The sequence below is a fragment of the Arthrobacter sp. R1-13 genome (genome assembly GCF_054161475.1).
Genome location: NZ_CP096420.1, coordinates 1,410,185 through 1,427,831 on the forward strand (window position 1 = coordinate 1,410,185; position 17,647 = coordinate 1,427,831).

General features: G+C 62.7%; 8 protein-coding genes. All 8 read left to right on the top strand.

Annotated elements, in window-relative coordinates:
- Nucleotides 1-113: 113 nt before the first annotated feature.
- The 8 genes from M1D88_RS06445 (at nucleotide 114) to M1D88_RS06480 (ending at nucleotide 17,643) form a co-directional block, all read left to right on the top strand.
- The gene (locus tag M1D88_RS06445) at nucleotides 114-6,227 is read left to right on the top strand and encodes an Ig-like domain-containing protein (protein ID WP_458113730.1); all 6,114 of its coding nucleotides are present in this window, start codon (nucleotides 114-116) and stop codon (nucleotides 6,225-6,227) included.
- 69 nt (nucleotides 6,228-6,296) lie between these two features.
- Complete coding sequence (locus M1D88_RS06450) at nucleotides 6,297-7,268, top strand: AAA family ATPase (RefSeq protein WP_458113731.1); 972 nt, start codon at nucleotides 6,297-6,299, stop codon at nucleotides 7,266-7,268.
- Between the two features lie 52 nt (nucleotides 7,269-7,320).
- On the top strand, nucleotides 7,321-8,670 hold the full coding sequence (locus M1D88_RS06455; RefSeq protein ID WP_458113732.1) for a DUF58 domain-containing protein: 1,350 nt from the start codon (nucleotides 7,321-7,323) through the stop codon (nucleotides 8,668-8,670).
- Nucleotides 8,667-11,291 (top strand): transglutaminase-like domain-containing protein, encoded by a 2,625-nt coding sequence (locus tag M1D88_RS06460; protein WP_458113733.1) that lies wholly within the window; start codon nucleotides 8,667-8,669, stop codon nucleotides 11,289-11,291. The genes M1D88_RS06455 and M1D88_RS06460 overlap by 4 nt, the downstream gene beginning before the upstream one ends.
- 257 nt (nucleotides 11,292-11,548) lie before the next feature.
- Complete coding sequence (locus M1D88_RS06465; protein ID WP_458113734.1) at nucleotides 11,549-12,886, top strand: RDD family protein; 1,338 nt, start codon at nucleotides 11,549-11,551, stop codon at nucleotides 12,884-12,886.
- The gene (locus M1D88_RS06470) at nucleotides 12,883-13,959 is read left to right on the top strand and encodes a PP2C family protein-serine/threonine phosphatase (protein ID WP_458113735.1); all 1,077 of its coding nucleotides are present in this window, start codon (nucleotides 12,883-12,885) and stop codon (nucleotides 13,957-13,959) included. The genes M1D88_RS06465 and M1D88_RS06470 overlap by 4 nt, the downstream gene beginning before the upstream one ends.
- Nucleotides 13,946-15,799: a hypothetical protein gene (locus M1D88_RS06475; protein WP_458113736.1), complete on the top strand. Its 1,854-nt coding sequence runs from the start codon at nucleotides 13,946-13,948 to the stop codon at nucleotides 15,797-15,799. Before M1D88_RS06470 ends, M1D88_RS06475 begins: the two co-directional genes overlap by 14 nt.
- Nucleotides 15,796-17,643: a protein kinase domain-containing protein gene (locus M1D88_RS06480; RefSeq protein WP_458113737.1), complete on the top strand. Its 1,848-nt coding sequence runs from the start codon at nucleotides 15,796-15,798 to the stop codon at nucleotides 17,641-17,643. The genes M1D88_RS06475 and M1D88_RS06480 overlap by 4 nt, the downstream gene beginning before the upstream one ends.
- Nucleotides 17,644-17,647 lie beyond the last annotated feature (4 nt).

A 17,647-nucleotide genomic window follows, 5' to 3' on the forward strand; every position in this document is an offset into this window, starting at 1 on the left:
GCTGTGGCGGGTAACGGAGAGCCCTGTATCGGGTCCGTCGTGTCCTTTCTGGTCTTTTGGTTGGTCTTGTGCTGCTTTTTTGGTGGCTTTTATTGCGGGGGAATTGTAGGGCTGTGACACATCTGTTCGGCAGGTCTGGGTCTCGTCGGCGCCGCAGGGGTTTTTTTAGTGGGGCTGTTTTTGCGGTGGCTGGTGCTGCGTTGGTGGTTGGTGCTGTGGTTTATCCGGGGTTTAAGACCACTGAGGTGGAGTTGAACGATGGTGGTGTCTGGGTTGTGAGTAAGTCCAGGAATGCTGTGGGGCGGTTGAATTATCCGTCGCGGGTTCTGGATGGGGCGGTGACGCCGGCGAGTACTTCTTTTGATGTGTTGCAGAGTGCCGGGGATGTTTTTGTTGATGATCCGACGGGTTCGACGTTGAATCAGGTGTCGGCGGCGAATATGCGTCTGGGTGGGGATAAGAAGTTGCCGGGGTCCGCGGATGTGAGTTTTGGCCGGGGTGTTTTGGCGGTGACTGATCCTGGTAAGGGGACGGTGTGGGCGTTGTCGCCGTCCACTGTTAATGGTTTTGATGAGGAGTCCAGCGAGCCGGTGGTGGTGGGTTCGCAGGGTTTGGTGTCGGCTGTGGGCGCTGATGACCGGATCTACAGTGCTGATCCGAAGACAGGCAGGGTTTCTGTGACGTCTGTGGATGCGGAGGGTGTGTCCACGGGGGTTCAGGAGAGCACGTGGGAGGCCTTGAAGGGGGCCGGTGATTTGCAGTTGGCTGTGGTGGGGGATCAGCCGGTGGTGTTGGATGCTGGGCGGGGGAAGCTGTTTTTGCCGGGCGGGCGGGAGCTGGCGTTGGCGGATGCGAAGGACGCGAAGCTGCAGCAGAGTGGTCCTGCCTCTGATGCTGTGGCGGTGGCGACTCCGAAGGCGTTGTTGTTGCAGCCGTTGGGCGGGTCGACGGCGAAGACGGTGACCTTCAATGGTGAGGGTGTTCCGGCGGCGCCGGTGCAGCTGGGCGGCTGTGTGCATGCTGCGTGGTCGGGGGCGAACAGGTATGTGCGCGAGTGCGTCAATGACGCTGATGACAAGAACGTTGATGTTCCCAAGGCCAGTGCGTCTCCGGAGTATGTGTTCCGGGTGAACCGGGATCTGGTGGTTCTTAATGATGTGAATTCGGGCAATGTGTGGCTGGTGAACCAGAACATGCAGCTGGTGAACAACTGGGACGACGTTGTCCCACCCAAGAATGAATCTGATGAGCAGGACAAGGACTCAGCCGACAACAACACCATCAACATCCTGCCGGACCGCACCAAACCGAACCGCCCGCCCGAAACCAAGCCTGACGCCTTCGGAGTCAGGCCGGGACGCACCAGCATCCTTCCGGTGCTGGACAACGACTCCGATCCCGACGGCGACGTCCTCACCGCCTCTGTTGGAACGTCCGGCCCCAAGACAGGGAATCTGGAGAACATTTACGGCGGAACAGCATTCCAGGTCAGTATTCCGGCCGATGCCAAACCGGGCGTGGAAACCTTTGACTACAACGCTTCGGACGGGCGGGGACTCTCCGCGGGTGGCAGCATCGCGCTTAACGTTGTGGGTCCGGACGAGAACCGTCTGCCGGTCTTCAAGCGCGGCGAACCCACCACCATGCTTGTGGAACAGGGCAAAACCGTCAGCCAGAATATCCTGACGGACTGGATGGATCCCGACGGCGACGATCTCGTACTGATGGACGCGAAGGCGGACAACGACCAGGACCAGGTCAAGGTGCGGCGGGATGGACTCCTTACCTATCAGGACTCAGGAGCCGCCGCGGGCAAGAAAAACGTTACGGTCACCATCTGGGACGGTCGCGCCACAGTTACGGGCAAGGTAGTTATCAACGTTCAGCCCCCTGGCGCTCTGGCCCCGGTTGTGAATGCTGACCACGTCACCGCCGTCGTCGGCCAGGACCTGGTGATCGCACCCCTGAAGAACGACGTCGACCCTAACGGCGGCGCACTGAGGCTCGCCCAGGTGGAAGCCTCCGGTCCTGCGGAGCCTGGTCCTGTTACCGAAGGCGGCACGTTTACTTTCCGCAGCGGGACGCCGGGGCCGGTTTACCTGACGTATATTGCCAGCAACGGTCCCCAAAGCAGCCAGGGCCTGATCCGTGTCGATGTTGAATCGGGGAAGGACACCGGCAATCCTGTGGCTGTCCACGACGTCGCCCTCATGCCCGTGGGCGGCAGCGTGCTGCTGGACCCGCTCGCGAACGACTCCGATCCTTCCGGGGGAGTGCTGGTGCTGCAGTCGGTATCCATGCCCGAAAACTCCACAGCCTCAGTGAGCGTCATCGACCACAGCGTCCTGCGCATCACCGACCTGGTGGGCACCAAGGATCCCTTTATTTTCAGTTACACCGTGTCCAATGGAAAAAAGTCTGCCACGGGCAGCGTCTCCGTTGTTCCTGTCCCTGCGCCCGCCGTCGTTGAAGCACCTCAGCCCAAGCCGGACGAAGTGAACGTACGCGTCAACGACGTCGTGACCATCCCCGTCCTGGATAACGACACCCACCCGCAGGGCGAAAAGCTCACAGTTGATCCGGTGTTGCCGCAAGAGGTTCCCGCGGAGGACGGGAAGAGCTTCGTGTCGGAGAATTCCCTTCGGTTCATTGCCGGGAGCCAGCCAAAGACCGTCCGCGCCATCTACAACGCCGTCGACCCCGAGGGCCAGAAGAGTGCCGCAGCGGTCACCATCCACATCCTGCCCCTTGAAGGGGCGGAGAACTCACGTCCGCAGCCGCGGAACCTGACGGCGAGGGTGGTTGCTGCCGGTTCAGTTCGGATTCCGGTGCCCCTGGACGGGATAGACCCCGACGGCGATTCCGTACAACTTACGGGAATCGACAGTTCGCCCAACATGGGCACTGCCACGGTCGGCAGCAACTTCATCGACTTTACGGCGGCGGGAGACGGCGCGGGGACCGACACCTTCCGCTACAAAGTGGTGGACCGCCAGGGTGCCGTGAACACCGGCACCGTGACCATCGGTATTGCTCCGCGAGGGGACACCAACCAGCAACCCACGCCCGTGGATGACGAAGTCAAGGTGCGCCCGGGACGCCAGATAGCCGTTGATGCCACTGGCAATGACAGTGATCCTGACGGCGACCTCATCCGCATCCTGACCGATGGTATCGAGGCAGATCCCGCACTGCGGGCCACTGTCAGCAAGCAGAGTGGCCGGATCATCCTGCTCGCACCCTCCGCTGAGGGCACAGTCAATGTCGGTTACACGATTGCAGACGATCGGGATGCGTCGGCGAAAGCCTCCATTAGCGTCTTGGCCGACAACGAGGTACCCCTCAAGGCACCTATCGCCCGCGATGACCGTGTCACCTCCGCGCAGACGTTGGGCAAGACCGCCGTCGACGTTCCCGTGCTGAAAAACGATGAAGATCCGGACGGTGTCGGGGAAAACCTGAAAGTCACCGCCCAGACCGCGACGGCAGCTCCCGGAACCGAAGGCAACATGGTTGTGCAGCTCACCGAGCAGCCACAACTCATTCCCTACGAGGTGGAGGACGTCGACGGGCAAAAGTCCACGGCCATCATCTGGGTGCCAGGAATCGGCCAGCAGGTTCCCACGCTGTCCAAGGATGAAGTCCTCGAAGTGGTGGCCGGGCAGTCGGTCACGGTCAACCTGAATGAGTGGGTGAAGGTCCGTGAGGGGCATACGCCACGGCTGACGCAACGTGACCGCGTCAAGCTCATCGGCGCCGATGGGAGTGACCCCATCGGCGGTAACAACTCAGAATTGAAATATACGGCCGGGGCGGACTACGTCGGACCTGGTTCCATCAGCTTTGAAGTTACGGACGGGTCCGGTCCCGACGATCCGGCCGGCCTCAAATCCACCCTCAGCATCCGGACCAAGGTGCTGCCCGACCCCAACCGGAACAACCCGCCAACGTTGCTCGGAGGGTCAGTGGATGTACCCAAGGGGGATTCGGCAACTACAGACCTGGGCAAGCTGACTGCAGATCCCGACCGGGACGACCTCGAAAACATGAAGTACGAGATTATTGGCGGCAACCCCACCGGGTTCAACACCACCATCGACGGCAAGTCATTGAGAATTTCCGGCAGCGATGGCAGCGATGTCGGCGCTGTTGGAGCCGTGCAGGTGAAGGCAAAGGACCCAAGGGGCCTGGAAGCCACGGCCACGTTCCAGTTTGCTATTACGGCCTCCGACCGGCCTAAGCCTGTAGCCAACGACGATCTTGAACCGAATGCGGCGGCCGGAAAACCCGTGACGGTCAATGTTCTCGCCAACGACTCGAATCCGTTTCCCGAAACGCCATTGACAATCATCTCAGCTGTTACGGAAACAGGCACCGGAGACGTTGCAGTGGCTGGGGGCTCCCTTAATGTCACACCGTCCACTGGATTTACAGGAACCATGGTTGTGTCCTATACCGTGGCAGACAAGACCGAGGAATCCTCCAGATACGCCACCGGCCGGATCCGCCTGACGGTCAAAGACAAGCCTGCCGCTCCGACCACACCGCAGGCCCAAAGCGTCGGTGACGAAAGCGCATTGCTGACCTGGCAGGCGCCGGCCGACCGGGGGTCTCCCATCACCAAATATACGGTCTATGGAGAAGGTGGCTACCAGCAGGATTGCCCTGCAAACACCTGCACGTTGACCGGGCTGACCAACAACACCAAGTACCACTTCCAGGTGACGGCCACCAACGCCATCGATGAATCTGACAGGTCCCCGGCGTCGGCTGAAGTCCGTCCCGACGTAAAGCCCGACACTCCACTCGCCCCAGCGCTGAAGTTCGGCGACAAGGAGCTGACGGTGACCTGGGTGCCGCCGGCCAGCAAGGGTTCACCGGTGAAGTCTTATGACCTGGAGATTTCTCCGGCTCCGGCCGGGCAGAACGCGCAGATCCAAAACCTCACGGCAGCCAGCTACGTCTGGAAGGGCCTTCAAAACGGCGTCGCGTACAAGGTGCGCGTGCTCGCCCGCAATGATGCGAAGGAACCGTCCGAATGGAGCGTTTATTCGGCGTCGGAAGTACCCGCAGGAGTGCCGGCAACGCCCGCTGCGCCTTCAGCCTCGCAGGCCGGTTCCCTCGGAGCGGAGAGCCAGCTCCAGGTCACGTGGACGCCCCCGGCCAACAATGGCGACGCCGTCTCCTCCTATACTCTCACCACGTGGCATGGAGGAGCCGCTGTATCGAGCCAACCGGTGACGTCCGGGACTTCGCAGAACGTGAAGGTGGCCAACTCCGAAGCCGACTACTCTTTTACGGTCTCCGCCACCAACAAGGCGGGGACCAGTGGTGACAGCGCACAGTCGGCACCCATCCGCGCAGCAGGCAAGCCGGACATGGTGGGGACCCCGACCGCTAGCCTCGTCGACACCAATGGCGACGGGGGAAAGATCGATGTGAAATTCCCGGCGCTGACCGCTGCCCAGCGCAACGGATCTACTGCTGGCGAGATTACATATAAGTACCGGTTGACTACGGGTGGCGGCAGCGGAGACATTCCTGCCGGTGGAGGCGTAGTCCCCGCAGCCAACGGCACCGAGACAGCGGTCGTGGTCTGGGCTGTCTCTTCCCGCAGTTCCACGGCTGGCGATGCCAGTCCCGCATCCAACGCGGTTAATCCCTATGGGCTCGCCTTCGCGCCGACCGTAACTGGGAGCAACAGCAGCGGCGTCGGGGATAGGACTGTTTCCTGGACTTGGACCCAACCCAGCGGCAATGGCCGCCCGGTGTCTGGCTATCAGTACAGGATGGACGGAGGAAGCTGGCAAAACACGCAGCAGCGTTCTTTCTCCGATAGCGTCGGCTTCGGCGAAGCTCATCGCCTTGAGGTGCGGGCCATCAGTGGTGAACAGCCGGGCAGGATTGGCGCGGACACGTCTCGCAGCGGCGCAGAACCACCTCCGCCGGGACCACGAACTTGGGCCGCGGTGGTTAACGTCAACAGCTGCCTGGAGAAGGCAAAAGGCACCGGCGATCACTGGAGTGGCGACGCCTGCACCTCGTACAAAATGCCGCAGGGCTCCAATTTGCAACTGGAATGCTATCGCGACGGCTGGGGATCGAGCCGTTGGTTCTATATCTACAGCAAGGACGGCAACCGCTGGACCAATGAATACCGATTCATCCGGGCTGACACTGTCAATAGTTCGACCTCAGGCATGGGCTCGTGCCCGGCCAGCTACTAACCCGAAATTAGGCGAATTTAGATCAGTTCGCCCGGGAAATTCACCAGAACACGAAAAAAGGAACTACACATGACCATGACAACTGAGCAGGCCGCCTGGTTTGCAGGAACATTCGAGAAGCTCGTTGCCAACGTCGGCCACGCCGTGCTCGGTAAAGCACACGTTATCCGTTTGACCTTTACGGCCATGCTCGCGGAAGGCCATGTGCTGTTCGAGGACGCCCCGGGCACTGGTAAGACGTCGCTGGCCCGGGCGTTGGCGGCGACCGTTCAAGGTTCAAACAACCGCATCCAGTTCACCCCGGACCTCCTGCCCTCGGATGTTACCGGCGTGACCATCTATGACCAGAAGACCCAAAAGTTTGAGTTCCATAAGGGGCCGATCTTCAACAACATCGTCCTCGCCGACGAAATCAACCGCGCCTCGCCCAAGACCCAGTCCGCGCTCCTGGAGGTCATGGAGGAGTCCCGCGTGACGGTAGACGGCGTCACGTACGAGGCCGGGCGCCCGTTCATGGTGATGGCAACCCAGAACCCTATCGAGCAGGCGGGCACCTACCGCCTGCCGGAGGCACAGCTGGACCGGTTCCTCATGAAGACTTCCATCGGCTACCCTGACCACGCCTCCACCGTCCAGATCCTGGGAGGCACCAACCTGAAGGACCGCTCCAAGGACATTTCCCCGGTGATCACCACCCAGGCCATCGCTGACATGGCTGACCTGGCCGCCACCACGCACGTGGACACCGCCGTGCTCGAGTACATCTCCCGGCTCTGCGAGGAGACCCGCAACGCCCCTGAGACCCGCCTGGGCGTCTCTGTACGCGGTGCCTTGGCCATGGTCCGCGCGGCTAAGGTCTGGGCAGCAAGCCAGGGCCGGAACTTCGTTCTTCCGGACGACATCAAGGACCTTGCCGGCGTCGTATGGACTCACCGCTTTGTGATGGACCCCGAAGCCGAGTTCTCCGGAGCCACCCCCGAGGCAATTCTGGCGCGTGTGCTTGCCGACGTGGCAGCTCCCCAGCAGCGCGCAAACGCGTAGCAAAGTCCTTCCCAAAAACCATCCCAGTCAGTACGCGATCAAAGGCCTCATTATGTTCCGCAGCACTCCGTTGAACCGGCTTGCTGAACGCCTCCGCCAGTTCCGGCCTGCAGGGCACTTGCTTCCAACAAAAAACAGAGGCAAGCTCCTCCGTCCCTCGGCAGTCTGGACGGAAGCCCTCAGCACAGCCCAACTCGCAGTGGAGCCCGTCTGGCGCGTAGTCCGGGCGCAGTGGCTGCGCTTCGTCTGGCCTGTGCTCTCCATCGTGAGCGTGCTGGGCTGGTCCATTCTGGCTGGGTCCATCCTGCTGTGGGTGGTAGGGCAGTCCTTCGGCTGGCAGGAGGCCAAAGCAGCAGCCATAGCGGCCTTCGTGCTCTTCGTCATCGCGGTGGGATTTGTCCTTGGCAGGTCATCTTATGGCGTGATCCTGGACCTCACCCGCACCAGGGTGGCTGTTGGCGACAGTGCGGTAGGAAGCATCGCAGTATCCAACACCTCAGCCCGGGCGCTCTTGCCGGCTGCCCTTGAACTGCCGGTGGGCGCAGCCACGGCCATTTTCCACCTGCCGCGAATGAAACCCGCTCAGGTTCACGAGGATCTCTTCACGATTCCTACGGCGCGGCGTGCGGTCATCGTTGTCGGCCCGGTCCGGTCCGTCCGGGCCGATCCCCTGCACCTGCTGCGGAGGCAGGTTCTGTGGACAGATCCCGAGGACCTTTATGTCCACCCCAGGACAGTGGCTTTGGCCGGATCGGCTGCCGGCTTTATCCGTGACCTCGAAGGAATGCCCACCACTGACCTCTCAAGCGCCGACGTTTCCTTTCACGCGCTGCGCGACTACGTGCCTGGTGATGACAGACGCCATATCCACTGGAAGACGACGGCGCGGACCAACAAGCTGATGGTCCGCCAGTTCGAGGAGACGCGCCGCGCGCACCTGGCCATCTCCCTGTCCATCAACACCGATGAGTATGGCTCCGAGCATGAATTCGAGATGGCCATTTCAGTGGCTGCATCCATTGGCCGCCAAGCCATAAGAGAGCAGCGTGAGCTTGATGTCCTCACCCAAAAAGGACCGCTCCGTTGCGAGACCGGCCGGAACATGCTCGACGACATGACCAGGATCGTTGGCAGCCCGATGCGCAAGACCGCAGTGGACCTCGCCCGCACCCTGGCCGATAAAGTCCCCAATGCCTCAGTCGTGTTCTTCATCGTTGGCAGCCAGGTCACGCCTGCCCAACTGCGATCGGCGGCTGCTTCCGTCCCTGCAGGCGTCCGAAGCCTGGCAGTTCGCCTTCAGCCCGGCGCCGCGCCCTCACGTGCCAACATCGCTGACCTGACTGTTCTCACCTTGGGAGACCTGCCGGATCTGGCCATCGTCCTCAGAAAGGCAGCAGCATGAGCTCCGCCACCGGACTCCGCACCCGGCGCCAGTCCGCAGCACCCGCCCAAGTGTCCCCTTTCCTGGATGGGCGGCCGGTGTGGCACTTCGCCGTCGACGTTGCAGCCCTGACCGTACTCCTGGGTCTGGGCGTGCTGGGCTTCAGCCTCAGTTACGGCGGCGACCCTTACTACCTTGTGGCCGGATTTGGTGGAATCGTCCTGGGCCTGGGCGTAGCAGCCCTCAACGCCCACCTTCGGCTTGGCCTGCTGATCACGGCGGCGATTGCTTTGGCCGCCTACTTGGTCCTCGGTACTGTGGTTGCGGTTCCGGGCGCAGCCATTGTCGGGTTCATCCCCACCCTGGATTCATTGCGGACCCTGCTGCTGGGCGTGGTCTTTTCGTGGAAGGACATGCTGACGGTGGGTGTGCCCGTTGGCACCGCCGGCGGGGTGTTGATTGTCCCCTTCCTCAGTTCCTTCATCACGGCCTTGGCCGCGGCCCTTCTGACCTGGCGCTCGAAGGGGCCATACTGGCCGCTGCTGCCGATCCTGGTGCTCTTTGTCACCGGCATCGCCTTCAGCACCAATGCAGGCTTCCTCACGGTGGAACGAGGGATCGCCCTGACGGTGGTGGCCATTGCCTGGGCTACCTTCCGGCGTGATGCCCTGCGGCGCAGCGATACCCGCAAGGTCTCAGTCAACAGCCCGCAGACTGATGCCTCAACCGCCCGCAGAGCGCGGACCCGGCGGTTGGCCACGGCAGCGGGGGTCATTGCACTCAGCGTCGGCATCACGGCCCTAGTCTCGCCCATGGTCACCGCTAGCGATGACCGCCGCGTCCTCAGGAACACGATCGTTCCGCCCTTCGACCCGAAGGACTACATCACTCCGCTGGCCAGCTTCCGGACCTTCGTGAAGGACAAGAAGGACGACAAGCTCTTCGTGGTCAAGGGCCTGCCCAAGGACGGGCGCGTTCGCCTTGCTGCACTGGATGCGTTCAACGGAACCAACTACAACATCGATCCCAACAGCTCAGGGAACTTCAGCAAGGTCGGCGACGCCAGATCCATCAACACCCTGGCGGATACTGACGGCATCGTGCCCACCGTTGACTACACCCTGGAAATCACAGTGGAGGACTACCAGGGCTACTTCGTGCCGGGCGGGCGAAAAACCACGGGCCTGAGCTTTTCGCAGGCTTCGAGCAATGCAGCCGCAGGGCTGTACTTCAACTCCGGCACGGATACCGCCGTCACCACGAAAGGGCTGTCCAAGGGAGACTCCTACAGCATCCAGGTAGCGGATCCCGTCAAACTGGAACACGGCCAGCTCACTCAATATGACTTTGCCAAGTTCAGCATGCCGGATGCCGTTGAAGTGCCGCCCGTCGTCGGATCCCAGGCAAATGACCTTTCTGCCGACGCTCCGACCGCCGTGGACAGGGTCCGCCAGATCGAAGCGCATTTCCAGAAAAAGGGCGCCTTCAGCAACGGCCTCATCACCGAGGGCCAGTTGCCCAGTGTCTCCGGACACGGCTCTGCACGGATCAGGAACCTCCTGACAGCCAAGCAGATGCTGGGCGACGACGAGCAGTACGCCGTGGCCATGTCACTGATGCTCCGGCATCTCGGCATCCCCTCCCGGGTGGTCATGGGGTTCTATCCCGATCCCAAGAGCCCTGAAAACGGGGCCGGGGAAGTCAACATCACAGGTAAGGACGTGCACGCCTGGGTCGAGGTCGCTTTTGACCGCGTGGGGTGGGTTGCTTTCGACCCCACTCCGCCTAAGGACAACGTGCCCATCCCTCCGGATCCGGAGAGCAAGTCCAAACCCAAACCCCAGGTCCTGCAGCCGCCGCCCCCGCCACAGGAGCCGGCTGAGCTGCCGCCGGACTCCTCCCCGGACGCATTGGATGCAGATCAGAAGAAGAACAATCCCTGGCTCTTCTGGGGACCCATTCTGGCCGCGATTGGCCTGGCCATGATCCCGATAGGCATCCTTGGGCTGCCCCTGCTGCTGATTGCCTTACTGAAGGGCCGGCGTCGAAAGGCCCGGTTCACGGAAGGCGATCCTGCCCGCCGTGTTGGCGGCGGGTGGAACGAACTCCTGAGCCTCGCAACTGACATGGGTGCAGGAGTGGATCACCGCGCCACCCGGCGTGAATCCGCCGTCGTCCTGGCTGAAGCTTTCCCCGCTACCCAGTCGACTACCACCTTGCTGGCACACCGCGCCGATGCGAGCATCTTCGGCGCGGGGCAGCCGAGCGAAGCGGAAGTCCGGGAATACTGGACCATCGTGGAAGGATCACTCAAGGACATGACGGGAGCTGTGGGTTTCTGGCGCCGCCAGCAGGCCAGGTTCTCGCCGCGGTCCCTCCTTGCCGACGGCAGGACGGCACTCAGCCTGCGCGGGCTGCGGCCGGTCCTCGGGGCCGGGCGCCAGCCTGAAGGAAAGACTGAGCCCGCAGCTATGGCAGAGACCCCTCCGGCCGCTTCTGTACCCTCCGGGAATGTATCCTCCGGGAACGCGCCAACCGGGGTGGCACCATCCGGCGACGCGCCACGAGGACGCCGCGAACTTCGCGGTCAGTCCAATCCGGAGGACGACGCCACTGTCAGGAAGAACCGCAACGAGCAATGACACATGACGCAGAGCGCTGCCAGCGCTGCCAGCAGCTGATCCGCGCCGGAGCCACTTTTTGCATGGCATGTGGCGTCCCGTTAAACAACAGGGCCGCCAGGAGTACCCGCAACGCGAATCACGGGCAGCAGGCACGGGAGGAGTGGCTGTCCGCGCACCGCCCCTCAATTCCCGGTAATATCCCGATAGTGCCTGGTCAAACAGGGCACAATTCCGGCCACGGAAATGGGGGCCTTGGACGAGGGGGAGAAGCCGGAATGGCAGCACGACTTGAGGTAGTACCCGCAGCTGCCGGTACACGCCTTGGCGCCGCCGTGCTCGACTGGCTTCCGGCCTTTGCCGTGTTGGCAATCAGCTTCACCATCGGTTTCGCTGGCGTGACGCGGACGCTCAGCGGAGGTTTCATCATCTACGACACGTCTACGGTGGTCCTCCTGGGCGGAGTCGGCTCGGCTCTCGCGCTCGTGTACGCACTGGTCCTGATGGGGATCGAAGGCCGCACGGGCAACACGCTCGGAAACCAGATCATGGGGATTCGCAGCGCCGATAAGGATGGCTACGCTCCTGGCGCTGGTCCCGTCTTTCTCCGCGGCATTATTACAGGGGCCGGCATCATCCTTGCCATCCTGGCGGCGATTGTGCTGGTAGCCCTGAAAGCGTTCGATATAGCGCTCTGGATCGTTGCTCCGCTGTTCCTCCTCGGAAGCGCGTGGGCTGTCATCGTGGTTGTCTCAAACACCTGGGACAAGAACAGTAACCTCCGCGGGTGGCACGATGCCGTGGCGAAGGCACTCGTGTTCGATATCAAGGCGGGCAGGAATCCTGTCACCACCGGCGGTATCCAGGGCCCTTACAGCTTCGCCCCCCTGGATCTCCCGCCGGTCCAACAGGTTCCGTCCCCGGTTGCCGGAGCTGCCTCCACGGCACCGCAGGTCATAAACGCCCAGCAGCTGAACCTGCCGGGCAGCCAGGCCTCTGAAGCTCCGGCTCCAGGCGGTGCCGCATTGGACCCGAACAAATGGCAGGCCCCTGCAGCACCCCAGCCCTGGTCGGCCCCGGCTGCCGGGCAGGCGGCACCTCCGGTCCAGCTGCCTGCCCAGGTCCAGCTGCCCGCACAGGTACACCAGCCTGCCGCTCCAGCTCCAGCTCCAGCTCCAGCGCCAATGGCCCAGGCACCGGCATCCCAGCCGTATTCCGCCGCCGCCCATCCCGATGACGACCACGAGCGTACCCAGCTGAAGGGCGCACAGCCGCCAGCGCCGTTGGCTGTCCTCCGGATCCGACTCGACGACGGCCGCGACTTCGAGCTCGACCGCACTGTCCTGATCGGGAGGAATCCTGCGGCGCATTCAGGGGAGCAGGTCACGCAAATGCTCGCGATTCAGGATCCGGGCCGTTCCATTTCCAAAACGCATCTTCATCTCCTTTCGGACCGTGATGGAGTCTGGGTCACAGACCGGAATTCCACCAACGGCAGTGCCATCACCACCCCCGACGGCGTCCGCACCCCTTTGCAGGCAGGCCAGCCGGCATACGTCCGCCCAGGTTCCACCGTCCACTTCGGTGACCGCACTTTTCATCTAGGACAAGCATGAACACCGAGTCGGACTCCTCCACACCTCCTCAGCACACCGAACACGGACTGCAGCTGAGCTGCGGTTACGGAACGGACCGCGGATTGCGGCGGGAACTCAATGAAGATTCCTTCATCGCATCGGACCCGGTGTTTGCCGTGGCGGATGGCATGGGCGGCCATGAGGCGGGGGAGATCGCAAGCGGCATCTGTGTTCGTGTCCTGGCTGGAATGCCGCAACTTGCTACAGGCGAGCGAACCGCGACGGCCGCCGTCGTACAGCAGTACCTGATAACTGCAGATGAGCGCATCCGGGAAGCCACGGGCTCAAGGGCAGGCACCACGCTCACCGGTGCCGTAGTGGTGGAGCAGATGGGCCTGCCGTATTGGCTTGTGATGAACATCGGGGACTCCCGGACATATCGGCTCAGCCAGGGCGGATTTTCACAGGTCACCGTAGACCACTCCGAAGTCCAGGAACTGGTTGACGCCGGTGAGATCACCCCGGAGCAGGCAACGGTCCACCCGCGCAGGCATGTGGTGACACGGGCCCTCGGCACGGGCGACGAAACCGAAGCGGACTACTGGCTCCTACCCGTTGAAGAAGGTGACCGCATCCTCATCTGTTCGGACGGGCTTAATGCCGAACTCACCGATGAGCACATCTTCCGCATCCTCAGCACCGTGGGCCACCCCCAGGATGCTGTTGACGCCCTGATTCAATCCGCGCTTCGCAGCGGCGGCCGGGACAATGTCACAGTCATCGTGGTCGACGCCAAGAACGTCTTGAACGACGCCGGCGCTGTCACCACAGCACCACGCACGGTGGTTGCGGCCGAGGAAGAGGACACGCTTCCGCGGAACCGGATCAACGCCGGAATGGATGACCCCCAGCAGGAAAGCCAAGAGGCTGGCGGCGAAAAGGACCAGTCGCCAGGTTCGGGAGCGGATCCGGAGTCAGATTCAGACGCCGGTTCAGCGGCAGCGCCGGAGACGACGCCAAAGGCGGATACCGACATCGGCCAGGCGCCACAGACCGAAGGCAGCCCTGCCGCCGTCCAGGAAGACAGGGAGCAAGGTCATGGTCTCCAGTAGTTACAGCCCGGGGAGCTGGATCGGTGTTGTCCGGTCCGGCACTGCCGTATTGCTGCGTCCGGAGGCCGACCCCGCGCTGGTCCATTCCCTCTGGGGGCTGTTGGGAAATTCCGCCGAGGTCCATGAGGTCCTCCATGCTGTCACTAGCGCTTCCGGCGGATCTTTGGCCCAGATCCCGTCGTTCGGCATTGTGGACTTCAAGCATTCCCTTCGCGTTTTCCTCCGCGGCGATATCGAGTTGACAGCTCACTTGGCCGAGGGCCCTGTTGAACTCAACGGACGCGATGTCACCACCTGGACTGAGCGTCACCTGGCGGATCCACAGTGGTACACCGTGACGGTTCCGGCCGGGAGTGCCGGAGGCGCCGAGTTGCCACTGGCTGATGGGGTTGTGCTGTTGCAGGGCCTGCGCATGGACCGCGAAGGGGTTTCTGATGTGCAGGTTCCGCTGGCTCGGGTGCCCTCCGCGCTGCTGCCGGAACCCGTTGTGCCCGAACAGCAGATCCTGGCGCGGCAGCTGCCGGAACCGCGGGTCCAGGCGCCGCAGGTGCCGGAACGACCGGTAGAGGTGGTGCCGGAGCTGGTGCCTCCTCCCGCCGTCGTGGTCCTGCCCGAAGGGAACCTGCCGGAAGGGAACCTGCCCGGAGCGACCGAGAAGGTAGCGATTGATCACGGGGTCTCGCAGGAGACCGTAATGGGCATCCACGACGACGATGAAGACTACGACGACGACGTCGCCGACGTTGCTGAACCGGTTGAAGAACCTGATTCCGCCGCAGTATCTGATGTGCCCGAGGAGGTCGCCGCTGTCGAAATGACAGGCAGCTACGATCACCTCTGGGAAAAGACAGTGATGCGGAACATCGAGGATGCCGCTGTTCGGGTAGACCCGGATGCCGACGAGGCTGCCCAAGGGGCAAGCACCGGGCCTGCGGTGACCGGCAACGAACCAGCTGAAGAGGACCCTGAAGCAGCGGACCAACCATTGGCCGTCTCCTTCCAAGAGCACGTTCAGGAGCCAGCCCAACAGCCTGCTGAGCCATCAGCCGCGCCGCTCCAGCAGGGCGGTTTGATCGACTCGGTGCCATGGCGCAGCGGTTCTTCCAATGCGTCCTCCGTCTCGACGCCTCCTTCCTTTAGCTCGCCGTCCAATCCCGCGCCGTCCAATCCACCGTTCAATGCGCCGTTCAGTGGGCAGCCGAACATACCCGCGTCCAACAACCGGTCCGAGCAGCCGCTCCTGGTGGTAGCGCCCGTCCTGCCGCTGGTGGATGACAGCGACCATGACGGTCAGACCATCATGAAAAGTGATCTGGCCGGGATGGCAGCAGCCGGCCAGGCTTCCGTCCCCGGCAACGGTGACGCGAACGGTGACCGGACAGGGCCCAGGGTCCTCGCCCGTGTTTGCCCGCAAAACCACGCAAATCCTCCTACTCATTCCGAGTGCTCCACATGCCACCAGCCTCTTCCCGATGATGCAGTCCAGGTCCCGAGGCCTGCGCTGGGCCGGATGCGGGTGTCCACTGGCGAGCTGATAGATCTGGACCAGTCGATGATTGTGGGGCGGCAGCCTTCTGTTTCCCGTGTTCAGGGCGGTGTCATGCCCAGGCTCGTCCAGGTGGCCAGCCCGAGCGGAGACATTTCACGTTCCCACGTGGAGGTGAGGCTCGAGGGCTGGCACGTTATGTTATGCGATCTGAAGGCCACGAACGGCACAGTCCTGGTCCGCGAGGGGCAATCTCCACGGCGGTTGGCTCAAGGTGAGATGGCCATTCTCCTGGACGGGGACATCGCCCAACTCGCTGATGACATTTCCTTACGGTTTGAGGAGATCCGTTGAGTTCCAAACGTCCCCCCGCTCCACCGCCCCGCATTGCCGGCTTCACCTACGTCAGCCTCCTTGGCTCAGGCGGTTTTTCGGATGTGTACCTCTATGAACAGGACAGGCCCCGCCGCAAGGTGGCCGTCAAAGTTCTGCTCTCGGGCCTGAAAACTGATGGTGCCCGACGACGGTTCGAGTCTGAGGCCAACCTCATGGCTCAGCTGTCCTCGCACCCGTATATCGTCACCATCTTCGAAGCCGAAGTGACTGACGACGGGCATTCTTACCTGGCAATGGAGTACTGTTCCAGGCCAAGCCTGGACATCAGGTACCGTCGGCAGCGTTTCAGCGTGGACGAAGTCCTTGCTGTGGGCATCCAGGTGGCCTCCGCCGTCGAAACCGCCCACCGAGCCGGCATCGCCCACCGGGACATCAAGCCCGCCAACATCCTGGTCACCGACTACAACAGGCCTGCCCTGACTGACTTCGGGATTTCAGGGACCCTGGGAAGCGATGCCGATGAGGACGCCGGGATGTCCATTCCCTGGTCCCCGCCGGAGCAGTTCCGCGACGGTCCGGTGGATGGCATCATGGTGGACGTTTGGGCGCTGGGAGCCACGCTGTACACCCTCCTGGCCGGGCGCTCTCCCTTTGTCATGCCGGGTGCTGACAATTCCCAGCGTGAGCTGATTTCGCGTATCTCCAATATGCCGGTTCCACGGCTGGGCCGCGCCGACGTCCCTCAGTCCCTTGAGCTGGCGTTGTCGACGGCGATGGCCAAGTCCCCGACTTCCCGGTACTCCTCCGCCCACGCCTTTGCTCTTGCACTCCAGCGCATCCAGGCTGAACTGAACCTGTCTGTGACGCCCTTTGAGGTTTTGGAAGAGCCGCAGCACGACGACGGCCACCCGGATGACGGCTTCGAAGAGACCCGGGTTCGGAGCGTCGCTTCGATTGACCCCGAGCTGACCGGCAGCGCTCCCACGTTCCCCGGACGGACCCGCCCCCTCGCCGGTGAACCGACCCGCCAACCAGCCTGGCAACCAGCCGCTCAACCGGCCGGTCAACCGGCCGGGCCGAAGGCTCAGACGCCTACTCCCGTGGTGACTCCGCCACCCGCTTCCCAGGTACCGGGGCAGTTGTTCGCGCCCAAACCCGAGGATCGTACGGAGTCTGGACGGCAGGGTCCCGGCACGGCGTACGCAGCGGGGAACACCACCGGCTACGCTGCGGGGAACAACACCGAACAGGACGATTCGGTCCAGGCAACCATGCTGCGCGGACCAAGGGCGGTAGCTCCGGCCCGGCCAGCCGGCGGCCCTGGCCCACAGGCTGCCCTTGGACAGTACGCAGCAAATGAAGACGTCCGGGATAATGACCTGGCCGCCACGGTCAACCGTCCCCGGGGAATGGGTGAGGCAGATGCCAAGGAAGTTCCCGAGGACACCGGGAAACGGAACCTCTGGCTGGCAATCGCCGGTGGAACCATTCTGGTTGTGGCGATCATCCTCGGGATAACGCTGTCCCAGACGAGGCCTGAACCGCATGTAGTCGCCACTGAACAGTTCAGCCAGCCACCCGCTGATCCCTTGGACGATGGCGTTGTTCCTGACATCGAGAATTTGAAGGCAGTCGATGGAGCACCGGGCAAGGTGATTTTCACGTGGACCAACCCCAGTCCGAAACCGGGCGATGTCTATAAGTGGAATCTTGACGGAGGACCTGTCGAGTCAACCACCGAGCCAAGAGCTGAGATTGTTGCAAACCCGCCGGGGGAGTTCACCTGCATGACGGTGATCCTTGTCCGCAGCGATGGCACTGCTTCCGAGGGAAAGTCGCTGGACGCACGCGAATGCCATTGACTGT